At 38.7% G+C, this 17,264-nt stretch carries 18 protein-coding genes and 1 pseudogene; 8 read left to right on the top strand and 11 right to left on the bottom strand.

The genetic code is table 11. The features are described 5' to 3' along the window. Positions 1 to 89: 89 nt before the first annotated feature. Positions 90 to 878, bottom strand: a complete 789-nt coding sequence (gene surE / locus GFH30_RS04820) for a 5'/3'-nucleotidase SurE (protein ID WP_153371155.1) — start codon at positions 876 to 878, stop codon at positions 90 to 92. Positions 879 to 986: 108 nt separating this feature from the next. On the opposite strand from surE, the gene GFH30_RS04815 reads away from it, so the two are divergent. The 4 genes from GFH30_RS04815 (at position 987) to GFH30_RS04800 (ending at position 3,932) form a co-directional block, all read left to right on the top strand. After that, the gene (locus GFH30_RS04815) at positions 987 to 1,361 is read left to right on the top strand and encodes an MCR_0457 family protein (protein WP_227551571.1); all 375 of its coding nucleotides are present in this window, start codon (positions 987 to 989) and stop codon (positions 1,359 to 1,361) included. A gap of 179 nt (positions 1,362 to 1,540) precedes the next feature. Next, a complete protein-coding gene (locus GFH30_RS04810) occupies positions 1,541 to 1,915 on the top strand; it encodes an MCR_0457 family protein (RefSeq protein WP_153371154.1) in 375 nt (124 codons plus the stop codon). 222 nt (positions 1,916 to 2,137) lie between these two features. Next, complete coding sequence (gene dacC / locus GFH30_RS04805; RefSeq protein ID WP_153371153.1) at positions 2,138 to 3,286, top strand: D-alanyl-D-alanine carboxypeptidase PBP5/6; 1,149 nt, start codon at positions 2,138 to 2,140, stop codon at positions 3,284 to 3,286. 115 nt (positions 3,287 to 3,401) lie between these two features. Continuing rightward, on the top strand, positions 3,402 to 3,932 hold the full coding sequence (locus tag GFH30_RS04800; RefSeq protein WP_153371152.1) for a gamma carbonic anhydrase family protein: 531 nt from the start codon (positions 3,402 to 3,404) through the stop codon (positions 3,930 to 3,932). Between the two features lie 81 nt (positions 3,933 to 4,013). Here the strand turns inward: GFH30_RS04800 and GFH30_RS04795 are convergent, their stop codons facing one another. Continuing rightward, entirely contained in the window at positions 4,014 to 5,486 is a 1,473-nt protein-coding gene (locus tag GFH30_RS04795) for a toll/interleukin-1 receptor domain-containing protein (RefSeq protein ID WP_153371151.1), read from the bottom strand. Between the two features lie 282 nt (positions 5,487 to 5,768). Here GFH30_RS04795 and GFH30_RS04790 point away from each other — a divergent pair, with 282 nt between their 5' ends. From GFH30_RS04790 to purB, 4 genes and pseudogenes are all read left to right on the top strand, one after another. Further along, positions 5,769 to 6,254 (top strand): NUDIX hydrolase, encoded by a 486-nt coding sequence (locus GFH30_RS04790; RefSeq protein ID WP_153371150.1) that lies wholly within the window; start codon positions 5,769 to 5,771, stop codon positions 6,252 to 6,254. A gap of 4 nt (positions 6,255 to 6,258) precedes the next feature. Continuing rightward, positions 6,259 to 7,399 (top strand): annotated as a pseudogene (gene mnmA / locus GFH30_RS04785) (tRNA 2-thiouridine(34) synthase MnmA). A gap of 7 nt (positions 7,400 to 7,406) precedes the next feature. Continuing rightward, positions 7,407 to 8,138 carry a high frequency lysogenization protein HflD gene (gene hflD / locus GFH30_RS04780; protein WP_153371148.1) on the top strand — a complete coding sequence of 244 codons (732 nt, stop codon included), beginning with the start codon at positions 7,407 to 7,409 and terminating at the stop codon, positions 8,136 to 8,138. Positions 8,139 to 8,194: 56 nt separating this feature from the next. Further along, positions 8,195 to 9,583, top strand: coding sequence for an adenylosuccinate lyase (gene purB, locus GFH30_RS04775; protein ID WP_153371147.1), 1,389 nt, complete (start codon positions 8,195 to 8,197; stop codon positions 9,581 to 9,583). A gap of 153 nt (positions 9,584 to 9,736) precedes the next feature. On the opposite strand, the gene GFH30_RS04770 is transcribed toward purB, so the two are convergent. The 9 genes from GFH30_RS04770 to pstB form a co-directional block, all read right to left on the bottom strand. Next, on the bottom strand, positions 9,737 to 9,976 hold the full coding sequence (locus GFH30_RS04770; RefSeq protein WP_153371146.1) for a hypothetical protein: 240 nt from the start codon (positions 9,974 to 9,976) through the stop codon (positions 9,737 to 9,739). Positions 9,977 to 10,003: 27 nt separating this feature from the next. Further along, positions 10,004 to 10,381: a hypothetical protein gene (locus tag GFH30_RS04765; RefSeq protein ID WP_153371145.1), complete on the bottom strand. Its 378-nt coding sequence runs from the start codon at positions 10,379 to 10,381 to the stop codon at positions 10,004 to 10,006. 88 nt (positions 10,382 to 10,469) lie between these two features. Further along, positions 10,470 to 10,940 (bottom strand): transposase family protein, encoded by a 471-nt coding sequence (locus tag GFH30_RS13355; RefSeq protein WP_196779989.1) that lies wholly within the window; start codon positions 10,938 to 10,940, stop codon positions 10,470 to 10,472. Beyond that, positions 10,888 to 11,283 carry a transposase family protein gene (locus tag GFH30_RS13350; RefSeq protein ID WP_171501020.1) on the bottom strand — a complete coding sequence of 132 codons (396 nt, stop codon included), beginning with the start codon at positions 11,281 to 11,283 and terminating at the stop codon, positions 10,888 to 10,890. The genes GFH30_RS13355 and GFH30_RS13350 overlap by 53 nt, the downstream gene beginning before the upstream one ends. Positions 11,284 to 11,603: 320 nt before the next feature. Further along, complete coding sequence (locus GFH30_RS04755; protein WP_153371144.1) at positions 11,604 to 13,667, bottom strand: Ig-like domain-containing protein; 2,064 nt, start codon at positions 13,665 to 13,667, stop codon at positions 11,604 to 11,606. Positions 13,668 to 13,802: 135 nt separating this feature from the next. Beyond that, a complete protein-coding gene (gene sohB, locus GFH30_RS04750) occupies positions 13,803 to 14,765 on the bottom strand; it encodes a protease SohB (protein WP_153371143.1) in 963 nt (320 codons plus the stop codon). Positions 14,766 to 14,802: 37 nt separating this feature from the next. Beyond that, a complete protein-coding gene (locus tag GFH30_RS04745; protein ID WP_227551568.1) occupies positions 14,803 to 15,387 on the bottom strand; it encodes a hypothetical protein in 585 nt (194 codons plus the stop codon). A 216-nt stretch (positions 15,388 to 15,603) separates the two neighbouring features. Further along, complete coding sequence (locus tag GFH30_RS04740; protein ID WP_153371141.1) at positions 15,604 to 16,245, bottom strand: hypothetical protein; 642 nt, start codon at positions 16,243 to 16,245, stop codon at positions 15,604 to 15,606. Positions 16,246 to 16,338: 93 nt separating this feature from the next. Then, positions 16,339 to 17,253, bottom strand: a complete 915-nt coding sequence (pstB, locus tag GFH30_RS04735) for a phosphate ABC transporter ATP-binding protein PstB (RefSeq protein ID WP_153373360.1) — start codon at positions 17,251 to 17,253, stop codon at positions 16,339 to 16,341. Positions 17,254 to 17,264 lie beyond the last annotated feature (11 nt).

Below are 17,264 nucleotides of genomic sequence, written 5' to 3'. Positions count from 1 at the left end.
TCCTCTCGAACATCTATACGGCTTAAAAACCCGTCAAGATTAGCAAAAAATCACTACCTGATTACCGTAATGATTATATTTTCACAAAGTTATAACACTACTTCCGCCTTTTCGGAAAGCTGTCGTTGTAAATCATGCATCACAGCGTAGTTTGTCGTATCCATTTGTATAGGCGTTATACTGACATAGCCTTGGGCTACCGCTTCAGCATCTGATAAAAACTCTTCAAAACCTGATTTCGGCACAGCCACAGCGTCACTCGATAAGCCAATCCAATACACCTTTCGCCCACGTGGGTCGACCTGTGGAATAATGGCTTTTGCGCTTAAACATTGACTTGAATACGTGACTTGAGTGCCTTGAATTTCGGCAACATCGGGAATATTAATATTGAAAATATGTCTCGGTGGCAACTCTGCTAAACCTGTCTGAATAAAATCACGTACCCATTCCGCTGCCATTTTAAACTGTTCAGGATGCTGATAAGCGCGCACTTTCGCACCACACAATGAAATTGCCAAAGATGGCAAACGATTTAAACGTCCACCCATCGCTGCACCGACGGTTCCCGAATATAAAATATGATCGGCTAAATTGGGACCGTTATTAATACCACTGACGACTAAATCAAAGTCAAAATCAAACAAACCGTTCACTGCCAAATACACGCAGTCTGCCGGAGTTCCATTTACCGCCCACACATCGGGAGAGATTTCAACAGGTCTTAATGGTCGATCAATGGTCAAAGCACTGGAAAATCCACTTCGTTCAGTTTCAGGTGCCACAATCACGACACGCCCTAAAGCTTTTAACGCTTGGGCAATGGCTTGAATGCCCGGTGCCAACACACCATCATCATTTGATATTAATATATTCACAGCATTATCTCATGGGTCAACAAAATGACTTGCGGGAACATTTTATTGTATTTGTCTTGGAATTATATATATTTATTCTCCAACTTCCATCCTGAATAGATGTTACCCATGATGATTAAAAAATTAACCATTCAGACTGTTTGCATCCTTACACTTTCAGCCGTTTTCTCTCATGCCATGGCTGAAAATGATTTAAGCAATGCCGAAGCCAATACCATGATTAAAGAAGATATTGCATCGACTCAAGTGATGAGTGAGCTTTGCCCGACACTGATGGGAAAAAATGCACAATTTGATGGCAATGTTCAGCATTTAATTACGGCAAACTTAGGCGATTATGCTGGCGCAAAAATGACATTTGCACAGTTGCAAGCAGATAGCGAATATCAAACGCTACTTGCTGAAACACGTAATAACGCTAAAAACATGGATGCAGCAGAACAACAGTCAGCATGCGATGACATTTTAAATTACACACCATAACAACAAAGTTGAATGTACGAAGATAATCCATGCATTGTCTTCGTTTGCTTTTGGAATATTTGGGGATTTCTTCATATTTCTTTCATGATTCGACCGTGTAATAACATTTTTGTTATTTCCATTTTAGAAAATGGCGTTAAGCTAGGCTCAAATTTATTGTATTTTATTTAGAGTTTTCTATGAAAAATCCGTTATTTAAATCACTCTCAGCCCTAACTTTAGCTGCAACCTTGTTCAGCCCTGCTGTATTTGCAGCAAATGAAAATATTGATGTTACCCCAACGAATCAGCAAGTGACGCATGAAGAACTTGCAGCGATTTATGTATTGTCTGAAGTCTGCCCAAGCTTGGTCAAAGACACCGCGAAATTTGAACAGGGTTATGGCAAACTTGCGAAAGAATATTTACCAAGCCAAAAAGATCCTGTGCAAGCATTAAATCAATTATCGAAGCAAAGTAGTTTTAGCAAAGTCTTGAACGAGGCACGCCAAGATGCCAAAACTGCGGGCAAAACTAAAAACCAAGCCATCTGTAATGAACTCGTGAGCTATTAATCTTTTTTAACTCAAAAGAATCCGACTTTAAATCATAGCGATTAAAATCAAATTGATCGTTTTATATTCAATTTTGCTGTGATTTAAAGTTTTTTTTCGTGAATCGTTAAAACGACTTACAATACTTCTAAAATAAGCCTTTCTCCCCCGTAGAAGTCCGTTGATGTTTGTCCTAAAATGCTAGCTCTTTTGTGCTCACATCAAGATATTGGACTAACTAGAATGATCCCAAAAACCGCCCTTGCTGCACTCCTGATTGCACCTAGTTTTTCATTTGCAGCAACCGTCCTTAGTGCACCGCCAGAATTTAATAATAAATCATACGTGCTGATGGATTTCGAGACTGGGCAAATCCTCGCTGCTAAAAATGAAAATGAAAAATTAGCTCCTGCTTCAATGACAAAAATGATGACCAGCTACATCATTGAACAAAAATTATTGAACGGTGAACTGACTGAAGATGAAAAAGTTCGTATGAACGAATCTGCATGGTGTCGTGGCAGTAGCACAGAATCATGTATGTACGTTCCATTGAACGGTACAGCGACGTCTTTAGAAATGTTACGCGGTATTATTATTCAATCGGGTAATGATGCATCGAAAGCGATGGCTGAACATATTGCGGGTAACGAAGGTACATTCGCGCATATGATGAACCAAGAAGCAAAACGTATCGGCATGGTGAATACTCATTTCATCAATTCAACTGGTATGCCTGCTGAAGGTCATTATTCAACTGCAAAAGATATGGCAGTGCTTGCACAACATATTATTCATGATAGTTCAAAATACTACCCAATTTATTCTGAAAAAGAATTTGCATTTAACGGCATTAAACAAGGCAACCGTAATGCCCTGCTTTATACAGACCCAAGCGTGGATGGTTTAAAAACAGGTCATACCGATGAAGCTGGTTATTGCTTAACAACTTCTGCAAAACGTGGTCCGACGCGTTTAATTTCCGTGATTTTTGGTGCACCAAGCATGAACGAACGTGCATCACAAACACGTGATTTGTTGGCTTGGGGTTATGCAAACTTTGAAACTAAAAGTGTTCAACCGGGCAAACAAGTCTTAGCGAAAGCAAAAGTTTGGTTTGGTAAAGATGCTGACGTTCAAATTGGTTTAGCAGAAAACTTCAATGTGACCATGCCAAAAGGTCAAGCCAATGCCATTAAAACGCAATTGGTCGTTCAACCGAAATTGACTGCACCTTTAAAAGCCGGTCAAGTCGTTGGTAAATACGTTGCAACTTTAGATGGTAAAGTCATTGCTGAAAAACCACTTGTAGCTTTAAAAGCAGTTGAAGAAGCGAATTTCTTCGCACGTATGATTGACCATGTAAAACAATTCTTCTCTAACTTATTTTAATTAAAACGTTTTTTAAAATCGTTTTAGACTTAAGTTTAAGCATCTAGATTTCGGTCTAGGTGCTTTTTTATTTTATACTGCTTTAAAACCGATCATTCACTCAGATGACTTTACTATGAGCCAAAACATTCGTCCTTATTTAGACACTGCACCAACTATTGATGATTCTTGTTATGTTGACCCAATGTCAGTCGTCATTGGTGATGTTGTCTTAGGCGAAAATGTCTCGGTTTGGCCGTTTGCCGTGATTCGTGGTGATGTCAATCATATCCACATTGGTAAAAACTCGAATGTGCAAGACCACTCGATGTTGCATGTGAGTCATAAAAAAGCCGATAAACCTGAAGGTTCGCCTTTAATTATTGGTGAAGATGTCACGATTGGTCATCATGTTAAATTACATGGTTGTACCATTGGTAATCGGGTTTTGGTCGGTATTGGCACGATTATTTTGGATGATGTGATTGTTGAAGATGATGTGATGATTGGCGCAGGTTCGCTTGTTCCGCCAAACAAAGTTTTGGAAAGTGGTTATTTATATATGGGCAGCCCTGTTAAAAAAGTACGCCCTATTACTGAGAAAGAAAAGGCGTTTTTACCGTATTCGGCACAGAATTATGTGAAGGTGTCGGGGAATTATAAATAAAAAACTTCTTAATCTCAGAGATTTTATGCTAAATAAATATAATTTGAATCCCCACTCCTAGTGAGGATTCTTTAATATTGTCTATGAATTATGCAATTTATCTAAATTACATAGAGTCTTTAAATCAAATGTGGCAAAAGCTTCTGGCCATTTAGGGAGGTATAAGTTTTGATTATATGGATTCTCTCGATTTATATTTAGTATATCTATAATGAACTGTAAATCTTTAACATTTAATACTTTCTTTATTTCATCAAAATAAGTGGGCCTTTCTGACTTAACAAAAACTTTTAAAGCATGGTAACGGTCTCTTACGATATAAAAAGACACATGAGGCCACCATCTTTTTCTATAATAGTCATCAATTTGCAAGGCATATGTTAAAGATTTTATAAACAAGAACGCATCTGCTTCACAAATTTCTTCAAAAGTAATAACTTGATCATCAGAATAATCTTTTATTAGGTCACCTAATGGTGAATAGTATTTTGGTTTTAGAATATTTTCGATAAAACCATATTCTCTTGGGAGAAACACAGTAAAGGTCATATATTTTTTTTCTAATAAATGCCGCTGATAGAAATTTTCAGGCAACATATAGAGTTCATCCAGAATCTCTTTAAGTTCATTAAATTCTTCATTTTTAATTAAAATAGTCACTAACGAAAGAAAAAATTCATAGTTAAAAAAACTGAATAATTCTAAATCTATTGTTAAGCGCCCTTTTTCATTTGGAACTGTACATAATAAGCTTAAAAGTCTTTCTAAAAAGCTACGGAAATGTTTGAAAATCTTAGGATCATTTGAGTGAGTACAAACAGCATCAACAACCTTTTGAAACTCATACAAGTGAGGCTGAAAATGTTCAAGTTTTTGCTTAAATAATTCATTAAGATCATTATCTTTTTCTAATATAGAAAATTTTGGCAGCTCTAAAAGAAGCTTATCCAAATATTGTTTCACTAAACTGCTAGCATTGCTTTTACCCTTTTCTAAAGCATCTATTGCCATTCGATATTGAGTGTTTGTGAATAGTGCAATTTGTTCTTCTTCAGCAACAATAAAACTCGGAGCACTACCAAGAAGCTTTGGTTTCTCATATTTATACTTATCATAAGCCCAACGAACTAACTTCTCATATTCCTCTGCATATCGTTCGGTATTTGATAAATCAACATGCAATCTACCTGCATAAAATGTAGGTTTTGGAGCATTAGGTTCAGCTATAACAGCAACAATCTTGTTCTTATCTCTTTTACTATAAAGCTCTTGCGATAAAATTGTAGATTCTGTTCCGACACCACCATGGCGTTGATTCGCACGATCCGTATATTTTCTGTCAATAATCATTATGATCTTAGTTATAGTGGGATCGTTCACCATACTTTCCATGAAAATTATCGGGTCATCCCCTTCTCTTAATTCCCATTTATCTAGTGCGATATCAATACCATCTTTTATTAAATTTTCAGCTAATTCCAATACCCACTCTTCATGTTCAGGGCTTGACCAACTATATGAAATAAATATTTTAGGTACATTAATTTGCTGCATTTTCAGTCTCTATGTAATAAATATATTATAAAATATTATTGATTATAAATAGTTAGCGTAGAATATCTATCATCATATTATGTCAGTATGGAACGCCCAGACTTATCAATTGAGCCTTTTTTAAATAATTCGTCCTATTTCACGATGACTATTCATCCATTGTCTCACAAAATTTAGTCCCCCAAGTTCAAAAATCATCTTCTCCAAAGAAATCCCCTCCCATCATAGCCACACACCCCAAAATTTTATACAATAGTGCATCCTTATCCTTGGTGCTGTTCTATGACCGCTTGGACTGCTCACGTCACTGTCGCAACCGTCGTTGAAAAAGATGGAAAATTCCTGTTTGTCGAAGAACATACAGAAGGTGTGACCCATACTGTGTTTAATCAACCAGCAGGTCATGTTGAGGCAGGTGAAACCATCATTGAAGCAGCCATTCGCGAAACCATGGAAGAAACAGGTCATACGGTTGAAGTGACGAACTTATTGGGGATGTATACGTATACCCCACCCATGTTCCCCGACCGTACTTATTACCGTTTCTGCTTTTTAGCAACATCCATTGCACATGATCCACATGCCGAGCTTGATACAGGCATTGTCGGTGCAGTATGGATGACGTTAGATGAACTGATTGAATCTGCACGTGCACGTAGCCCATTGGTGATTAAAGCGGTGCAAGATGCGCTTTCAGGTCAAAAATATCCTTTATCGCTCATTTACGAGCACCAAAATTCTCCCTTAATTTCAAATTTGGATGCCTAATCCTATGCAACAACGTGTCATCGTCGGTATGTCTGGTGGTGTAGATTCATCTGTATCTGCTGCACTTTTACTTCAACAAGGTTACCAAGTTGAAGGTCTTTTCATGAAAAACTGGGAAGAAGATGACGGCACAGAATACTGTACGGCAATGGATGACCTTGCCGATGCACAAGCCGTTTGCGACAAAATCGGGATTAAACTCCATACTGCCAACTTCGCGATGGAATATTGGGATCGTGTATTCGAGCATTTCTTAGCAGAATATGCTGCAGGTCGTACCCCAAACCCTGATATTTTATGTAATAAAGAAATCAAATTCCGTGCCTTCTTAGATCACGCGATTAATTTAGGCGCAGACTTTATTGCGACAGGTCATTATTGCCGTCGCGGTGAAACTGCAACCAATTCGCGTGGTGAAGAATATGCACCACTACTACGTGGTGTCGATCAAAATAAAGATCAAACTTATTTCTTACATGCCGTGCATGGTCGTGAAATTAACAAAACATTGTTCCCTGTCGGTGAAATTGAAAAGCCAGAAGTGCGTAAAATTGCTGAAGAATTGGGTCTTGCGACTGCCAAGAAAAAAGACTCAACAGGTATCTGTTTTATTGGTGAACGTCGCTTTAATGACTTTTTAAAACAATATCTTCCAGCGCAACCCGGAAAAATCGTACTCGATACAGGTAAAGAGGTTGGTGATCATCACGGCTTAATGTACTATACGCTCGGTCAACGTGGCGGCATTGGCATTGGCGGCATGAAAGGCGTCGCTGAAGGTGCATGGTTTGTCCTACATAAAGACATCGAAGGTAATCGTTTAGTGGTCGGTCAAGGTCATGAACATCCACTCATGCAAAGTACCACGTTGTGGAGTGAAGCGATTGATTGGGTTGCAGGTGAACAAGAGATTCCTGAAGCTGGTTTCCGTTGCACCGCTAAAACACGCTACCGTCAAACCGATCAAGCATGTACGATTTTTAAAGATCCTGAAGCACCAAACGGTGTACGCGTAGAGTTCGATGAACCACAGCGCGCAGTGACTCCAGGTCAAAGTGTGGTGTTCTATTCAGGTGAATATTGTTTAGGGGGTGGTGTGATTTCATCATACCAATGCGCCTATTCCAGATTTTATTAAAGGATGATTTCGGCATGACGGAGTTACCGTTTCAACAGTCTACAGCGTTGAATACTCGTCAAAACCGCGCTTTGGCGTTAGCAGGTGTTTTTCAAGCAACACAACTGACCCATATGACCGCGCTCACAGGTCAGCAAAGCATTGGCGAAAGTGGTAACTTCTATTTCGAGCAGTTGATTAAAGCCAGTCTGAACATTCGTCCAAAGGACAATTTAAATGTTCAGACGCTCGATTTCTTTCATCAACTCTCGGATGTTTCACTGGGTTTAAAAACCTTAGAAAGTAGTATCACCCAACCTTTTGATCCTTCTCCAAAATCTCGCTTGCCAAAATTATCATCGACCAAACTTCCTATGACTTATGCCATGGCACTTCTTCAATTAGAAAAGAAGGTCTATAGCAACCCGAAGTTTGTCGAAATTATTGAACAATCTCAGCAAAAGATTTTAAGACAACTGTCATTTTTCGATAACAACTACCTTCATCCAAGCATTATTGCCAACCTTGCCCAAACCTATGTCGACACTGCGGGTTCGATTAATCCGCGGATTATGGTACGTGGCAATGCACAAGCCTTTAAAGATGCCGGACATACCAATCGTATACGTGCTTCTCTATTTACAGGGTTGCAGATGGCACACCTTTGGCGTCAGCTCGGTGGGAGCTCTTGGGGCATGGTGTTTGGTAAACGAAAGTTACTTCAAGATATTCAAAACCTCGCGCGTTTACAGTTTCAGGTGATTTAACCGATGCTGAACTCGCATTTCGTTTTTCGTTTAATTCCAAAATTTAAGGAATCGATATGAACGCTTTAACCGCACTTTCTCCATTAGATGGACGCTACGCAAGCAAATGTGATGCGCTACGCCCTTTTCTTTCTGAGTTTGGTTTAATCCATGCTCGTGTGACTGTTGAAGTGCGTTGGTTACAAGCGCTTGCAAATCACCCAGAAATTACTGAAGTACCAGCATTCTCAAATGAAACAAATGCTGCGCTTGACGCAATTGTTGCAAACTTCTCTGAAGAAAATGCAAACCGTATTAAAGAAATCGAACGTACGACTAACCACGACGTTAAAGCAGTTGAATACTTCCTGAAAGAACAAATTGCACACATCGATGAACTTAAAAATGCCGGTGAATTCATTCACTTTGCATGTACATCTGAAGACATCAACAACTTGTCTCATGCATTAATGTTGAAAAACGGTCGTGAAGTACTCGTTGCTGCAATGCAACAAATTATCGACTCAATTGTTACACTTGCTGAACAACATGCAGACCAACCAATGTTGTCTCGTACGCATGGTCAAACTGCAAGCCCAACAACTTTGGGTAAAGAAATGGCGAACGTGGCTTACCGTTTAGCGCGCCAAATCAAACAATTCCAAAATGTTGAGCTTCTCGGCAAAATCAATGGTGCAGTAGGTAACTACAACGCGCATTACTCTGCTTACCCTGAAATCAATTGGCCTGCTCACTCTCAAGCATTTGTTGAATCTTTAGGTTTAACTTTCAACCCATACACTACTCAAATTGAACCACATGACTACATGGCGGAACTTTTTGATGCGTTACGTCGTTTCAATACGATTTTGATCGACTTTAACCGTGACGTTTGGGGTTATATCTCACTTGGTTTCTTCAAACAACGTTTGAAAGAAGGCGAAGTCGGTTCTTCAACTATGCCGCACAAAGTCAACCCAATCGACTTCGAAAACTCTGAAGGTAACTTGGGTATTGCCAATGCCGTACTTGCACATCTTGGTGAAAAACTTCCTGTATCTCGTTGGCAACGTGACTTAACTGACTCAACTGTCCTTCGTAACATGGGTGTTGGTTTTGCACAAAGCTTAATCGCGTTTGAAGCTTGCTCTAAAGGTATTGGTAAACTTGAGTTAAATGCTGCACGTATCCTTGAAGATCTTGATCATGCACAAGAAGTGCTTGCTGAACCAATTCAAACCGTAATGCGTCGTTATGCGGTTGAAAAACCTTACGAAAAACTTAAAGCATTGACGCGTGGTCAAGCGATGACACGTGACATGATGGTGAGCTTCGTTAATGGTAACGAACTTGAAGCTGTTCCTGCTGAAGATCGTGCACGTTTAGCGGAAATGACACCTGCAACCTATACAGGTAATGCAGCTGAACAAGCGAAGAATGTTGCTGATCTTATCTCTAAGATCTAAGTCTAAAATCTAATATTAGAGCATGAAAAAAGCGAAGCTCAGGCTTCGCTTTTTTATCAATTATTACTCCTTCTCCCTTTGGGAGAAGGTTGGGATGAAGGTATTTACCTCTCCCTAACCCTCTCCTATAAGGAGAGGGAAACTCCAGCAGGATTATTCCGCAGGACAATATTCCGCAAAATCCGCTTTCATTTTTTCCAGTTCATCACCTGTCAAAATATTACTGAAATATACAAAATAAGTCGCTTCAGGATATTTCACTTCATGGCGGAACATCATGCCACGCAGTGAAACCAAGAGTTCCTCAGGAAAATCATCCGCTAAATTCAGTTCTTCAAAATCATAATCAAAATAAATATTTTGTTTTGCAATAAATGCTTCAGCGATAGCCATGTTTCTGCTCTTACAATGAAATATGCTTTATTTTATCTGATTAATGCGCTTAATATTTTGCATTTCAGTAGGCTCAATCCATTTTAAAACGACGGATTCTTTCAAAGAGGAATTTTTAAACTTATCGTAAAATTCGAAACAAACATAATCGCCTGATTCTTCACGTAACAGATGGTCTTCAAACCTTAAGTGTCGATAATAAGAAGAATCTTCAAATTTAATGATAACCCTTTCAAATTTGTTTTTAGAATTTATATTTAACTTGTAGTTCTGAACAATACCACAGCCATATGAAACTTTAACTGTCTGTTGTGATTGTATATAAAAAGCCACAATCATTATGATTAGTCCAGGTCCAAAACTGTACCAAATAAATGCCTCATCTTGAATGTCACGTCCGTTCAAACTCATAATTCTTGGTATAACTATTGGACCAAGAACTAAAAAGACAAAGCCTATTACAACTAAACATATAAAAGAGTTCTTTCATAAGTCATTTTTTACTCAGTTCCATGTTATAGACTCCAGCAATTAAATTGAATCTTAAGCCTAGTCTTTTGCCTCGATTACGATATCGCTCGGCAAGTATTTTGAAGGTCTTCAAACTGCCAAATACATGCTCAATCCCAATTCTTCTTTTATTGATTTCTTGATTGTAAACTTTTAGCTCGAGATCTAGTTTGCAGCGCTTTTTTGCTTTTAATGGCAAGAGACTATTTGGATACACTGCGTAAATCCCTTGATAGCCTTTATCTGCAAGGATAAAAGACCCTTTAGGAACCTGATTTAAATTGCGTTTGAATAGCTCGAAATCATGTACAGCACCATGACTCGTGCATAAACTCAGAACTTGCCGAGTTCTATAATGGATAATGGCTTGAACTTTAAAAGTATGTGCCTTCTTCTTGCCACTATAGCTTTTCTTCTGTTTTTTTAGGTCTTTGTATTGGAATTTCTGTGGCATCTACGATCACCACATTCCAGTCAATACCTTCGCCTTCAGGCAAATTCTTCGGTAAATTAAACAGATTGGATTTGATTAGGCAATCCTCTACATGGCGGACGATTCTTGAAGCAGTAGGCTCTGACACGCCATAACTTGTTGCGACATGGAATAAAGTTCGGTATTCACGCCAATAGCTCAGACAGAGTAAAACCTGATCTTCTACACTTAACTTAGGTGGTCTACCTTTAGTCGGGACATGTATTTTCAGTTGTTCAACCATTAAATCAAAGGTTGAAAAACTGATGCCTGTATATCGCTTAAACTGTGTTTCAGAAAGCTTCTTCAAATCGATGTATTTCATCCGCAAATTATGCATGAATATTTAAAATTCTTCGGTACAGATAATCAGCAAAAGATAGATCGTTTTTTGATTTATGAAAGAGATCTAAATAACATTATGAAATATCAATCGCGTTTTTATAATTTTATCATTTTTCTAATTATGTACCCGTTACTACATTACTAAAATATACATAATTCATCCCACTCAAATCCTTCAAAATCATATTTAAAATAACTATTTGGGATTGCTAAAATGCTTTAGCAATGGCCCTTATTCCAACCTAATAAAATAGTAAATATAAAAAATTCAATTTATGAACAAAGTTAAATATTGAATATTTAACCTATAGTCCAAACATCATTATGCAAGTGATCTTCTACTTGCGGATTGATAGAAGCAAAGTTTGCAGCCAACATGGATGGTGCAGCACTATTCGAATTTGTAGTTGCTGAATTTGTATCAAATTGGATCAGCAGATCATCAATTTCAGTATTGCCATTATCTTCAGACAACAGACTTTCTACATCTATATTCTCTTCGCTTGCAGATGCATTTACCTGAGTGACAACAGTAAATTTAAAACTATCACTCATATCACTGGTATTTTTAGCCGCATCCACCTGCGTAAAACTGATACTTTGCTCACCCAAACTCAGGGCTTTGTCAGGAGTAAATGACCACGTTAAATTTGCCAAAACAACGGTCGTTCCAATCGGAATACCATGATTATAAATCGTCACCGTGGCACCGGCTTCACCTGTGCCTTCAAACTTAGGCTGTGTATCATCCGTGTTCGAATTGGCAGCAATGGTGCCTTTACTTGTACCTACATCATCAGTCACTGTTTTAAGGACGACTTTATTGGGTGCAATCGTATCTTTTGTTCCAATAATATCTAAAGACGGCGAGGCATTTTTTGCAGCATCATAAGCAATGACTGTTGCTTTGTTATTATTCAACAACGCTGTCGTTAGTGTGATTTCAAAATGACCTATTGCATCTGCTTTGCCAGTTCCAATGACAGTGTTTCCACTGCGAACTTCAATTGAACTATTGGCTTCGGCAGTCCCTGTCAGTTTATTACCATCGATATTTAGCGTTGCTTGCACTTTGTCAGGGGCTAAGGTATCTAATCCCACTTTCAGATCAATAGGTTTGGATTCATTTCCTGCATCATCTTTTAAACTTAATGTATATTTTGCTGCATCTGTGATTGCTGGGCTGAATGAAATCGTAAAGGTTCCATCCGGACCAATGACTTTCTCAGCGATGACATCCTTGCTCGCATTTAAAATTTGAACAGTGGTTCCAACTTCACCCGTACCTTTAATTGAAGTTCCATCGCTTTTCACTTCTAAAGCAGGTTGAGCAGGTGGAATGGTATCATGCCCAACAATCACCTCATAAGCCGGTGATTTATTGCCTGCTTCATCCACAGCCACGACTTTGGCTTTACTGTTTTCGGCTAATACGGGCGTTAAGTTAAGGGTAAATGTTCCATCATTTGCAGCCGAGATTGGACCTGCAAGTACGGTTACCCCATCTTCTGCATACACATAAACTTTGGCTTTCGCTTCCGTTTTTCCAGTCACAAATGCACCATCTGTAGAAAATTGTGCCCATTCTAATTCCGGTGCCAAGGTATCTTTCGTACCTGTTAATGTCAGGAAGGATGATGAATTTCCAGCTGCATCTTGTGCATAAACATACACTTTTTCATTATTAACCACGTCACGGCTTAAGCTCAAGGTATAGTTACCTGAAGCATCAGCTTTGGTTTCCGCGAGCACTTTATTATTTGCATCTACCACAAAAATTTTTACATTGGCTTCAGCCTGCCCAGTGATTACTTTTCCCGCTGCATCTAAAGTGCCTTTAGGTGTTGCAGGTGGCATCGTATCCGTGGCTTTATTTTCGTGATCGTCATCTTTCTTGAAAGCCGCTAAGTAAATAGCTTCAGCTCCAAGAATCGCCAATCCCGTTTTAACAAGTTTTGAGGCATACCACGGTGCTGTACTTTCAGCACTCTCCTGTATCGCATTGACTTGTGTCGCACTGATCCAATTTGGAGTTCCCGATAACTGATGAATATTATTGATCGGATTATATTGAATGAGCTGTCCTTGCTCATCTAGAAGCATAACGTCGTAATAACCCTGCGGATTGGTTAGAACAATAACGTTCGCAGGCGTGCCATCAAGATTGAAAAAGTTTTCTAATACAACTGTTTCACCATTTTTGAGATGGACAATTGCGGTTGTGCCTGAGCGTTCAATCGACGCAATATTTTCTTTAGGAAAATGCATCAGAACGACAGTATTTTGATTTAAAAGGATCTGATTATTCTCTGTATTTTGTAATGGTATTAGATGATCTTTACTATAAACGACGATCTTCGTCATGATGTCCCCAAAATAAAATATATATGCATTTAATGCGTTCAAATTAACAAATCTAAACTCGATGAACAATTCATACTGCGTTGCTTATACGTAAAAAAGCCAGCATTCAGCTGGCTTTTAACTTGTGGTTAACGATTAAAGTTTCGGATCACGCATTTGCACTAAGTTTGCATTGGCTTTAGTTAAAGTTTCCATGACCTTATTCATCACGGATGGAACCAATGAATCTGCAATTTGCGCGGCTTGTAATCCAAGCTTTTCACCCAATGTTGGTTTTTTACGTGTTTCAATCACGTAGACATCATGCTGTGGTAACAACGACAGTAAGTATTCATCCGATGTTTTCAGGCTATCGACTAAGTTTAAATCAAGCGCGTCTCGACCATACCAATGCTCACCTGTAGCTACTTTTTCAACATTGAGTTGTGGACGGTATTTTTCAACAAAGTGCTTAAACAAGGCATGGGTTTGTTGCAACTCTTCTTCAAACTTTGCCTTACCCTCTTCGGTATTTTCACCAAACATGGTCACGGTACGTTTATATTGCCCTGCGGTATACAGTTCAAAATCAATTTTATTGTCTTTCAATAAACGATTAAAGTTCGGTACTTGCGCAACCACACCAATTGAACCCACCACTGCAAAAGGCGCAGATACGATTTCATTGGCAATACACGCCATCATATAACCGCCACTTGCCGCGACTTTATCGACACAAATCGTTAAGTTAAAACCTGCATCGCGTAAACGTACCAATTGTGCTGCGGCTAAACCATAGCCATGTACCATCCCACCCGGACTTTCAAGGCGTACCACCACACGGTCGCGACCTGATTTTGCTGTGGCTAAAATTAAGGTAATTTCTTCACGCAGACTTTCAACTGCGGAAGCTGCTGTATCGCCTTTAAAGTCGAGTACATAAATTTTTTGATTATTCTTTTTGCGTACACGCGCTTCTTTAGAAATTTGTTGTGATAACTGTAACAGTTCAAACTTTGAAGCCGTCGTTTGTGCGATTTTTTTACGTTGTTCATTAATGCGGGCATTGAGATGTGCAATGCGGATTTCAGCGGGTAATTTTGAATTATGGAATAACATAAAAAATCGATTCTCAATTTAATTAGGTTTATATCTTTTAGATTAGGTCAAACTTATTTTTTTCAACCGTCTTTGTCGCGTTATCTCGAGATGCGCTTTGATGCAAAATAACATATTGCTGATTTACTGCTTTAATAGATACCAAACGTAGAAAAAGTGGAAACTGCATAGAATAAAGTACACCAATAATCAACGCATTGATTGGCCACCACGTGAGTATCCAAAAACTAGACCCTCTCGTGCTGAAAAATGGTGTTACCCAAATATACATGGCAATACAGCCATACATAAATGTACCAATCAATATGTATTGAAACCATTGATGCTTCAAAAGACACTTCGTCACTGAATCATTCAGTTTTTGCTGAGCAGAGCTTTCATTCCCTGCACTTTCCACGACTTCTTTGAGTTTAAATTGATGCTGTGCATAAGCTCGAATATAGGCATTCCATTTTTGTCGAAACGTAATATTTGTTATTTGTTGTTTAAACCGCAAATAGATAACAGGCACGATGAAAAGTGATATCACCACATAGACATCATACAACCATCGGTGGTAATTGGTCATACCACGACTTTGCGAGGTAGGAAACCAACCCTCATGTACAAAAAATGTCGCCATTAAAATACTGAAGCAGACTAAGAAAATACTCAAGTTTCTCGGAAAATTCGCCGAACCAAATAATGCCCTGTATAGCTCTTGCTTTGCTTGCTGAACAAGCACTCCCTCTTTCTTGGTCAAATGATAATTGCGCATAATGATTTGATTTATAATTTTTAAAAAGCGCTTAGAGAATAACAAAAAATAGGTCACTAGCGACTTATTTGAATACTTTTTCTATCTTAAAGAGTGTTCTTTTTGAATGAACCCTAAATATCGCTTAGATATCTGCCGAACAGCCATTAAACGCACAGCAAACCAAATTTGTCCATAATAGCAAATACCAATAATGAGTGCGTTAATTGGCCACCAACCAAGCAGCAGGAAATTCCCTTTACGTGCCTGATCCGTAGGCGTTAGCATCGAATAGAAACATACAAAACCTAGGCAAAAACACAGTACACAAATATATTCACCGAATGCGCTGTGCAAGAGCGGCAACTTATCTTTTTCCTGTGCTTTTAAGTAACGATATAACTTGAATTTAGCATTGGCATCAATATAGTCTCTCCAAGCCCGTCGAAAATACGGATCAACTTCTTGCTGTCGCACTCTAAAATAAACAATCAGCGGTATGACACCCGACAAAAGTACAAATTGATCATACAACCAACGATGATAATTACTCATCTTGAGGCTTTGTGAGGTTGGAAAAAGTCCATCATGCGTAAAAAGTGTCGCCAATAAAATGCTCATCAAAACTAAAAGTACTGCTATCACCTCTGCACTATGCCGAAATCCAAACAAGGCATCGATCATTTTTTTCGTGGCTTGATGTGCAGGTTTTGCCTGTTGTTGTTCTTGTGAAGGAAACTGCATTTTTTATTCTCACTGCCTACAAAACAATCAATATCATAACAAAAAAAACAGAACCATAAGGCTCTGTTTTTTAAAAGTTTAAATTAAATACTTTTAGCCAAATCGACCAGTAATATAGGCTTCGGTCAACTGATGATCCGGCTGTGTAAATACTTTTTCCGTCGCATTAACCTCAATCAAATCACCTAAATGGAAGTAAGCTGTGCGATGAGAAACACGCGCTGCTTGCTGCATAGAATGCGTCACAATCGCAATGGTGTATTGCTGTGATAACTCTGTGATCAGTTCTTCAATCTTCGCTGTAGCAATCGGGTCAAGTGCCGAACACGGCTCATCCATTAAAATCACTTCAGGCGATACAGCAATAGTACGTGCGATACATAAACGCTGCTGTTGCCCCCCTGAAAGCCCTGTTCCAGGTTGATTCAAACGATCTTTGACTTCATCCCACAGTCCTGCTTTTCTTAGGCTATTTTCTACAATTTCTTCAAGATCATACTTATCCCGTGCCAATCCATGTAATTTCGGACCATAGGCCACATTATCAAAAATTGATTTTGGAAACGGATTTGGCTTTTGGAACACCATACCCACTTGCGCTCGCAATAACACCACATCTAGGTTGGGATCGTAAATATCTTGATGATCTAGCATTACTTGACCTGTCACACGGCAACCATCAATCGTGTCATTCATACGGTTTAATGTGCGTAAAAAGGTCGATTTACCGCAGCCTGATGGCCCAATAAATGCAATGACTTCATTTTCATAAATATTCAGATCAATGCCTTTAATCGCCTCCGCTTCACCATAATAGACATGCACATTTGAAGTACTCATTTTAACGTCACGTTTTTTTTCGCTCGGTTGTTGTTCTGTTTGCACATCAAATTGCGAAATAAATGACGTCGAAGACTGCTCAATAGCTTGAGTATGAAGATCCTGCGTTGATTGAGGCATTGTAGCGCGATCCTTTTCTAAGGCATTTAATATATCTGTCGTTTTCATCATTGTGTCTC

It is taken from the genome of Acinetobacter wanghuae (assembly GCF_009557235.1).
In the GTDB taxonomy this organism is placed as follows: domain Bacteria; phylum Pseudomonadota; class Gammaproteobacteria; order Pseudomonadales; family Moraxellaceae; genus Acinetobacter; species Acinetobacter wanghuae.
This window is presented reverse-complemented; position numbering and strand designations above follow the sequence as displayed.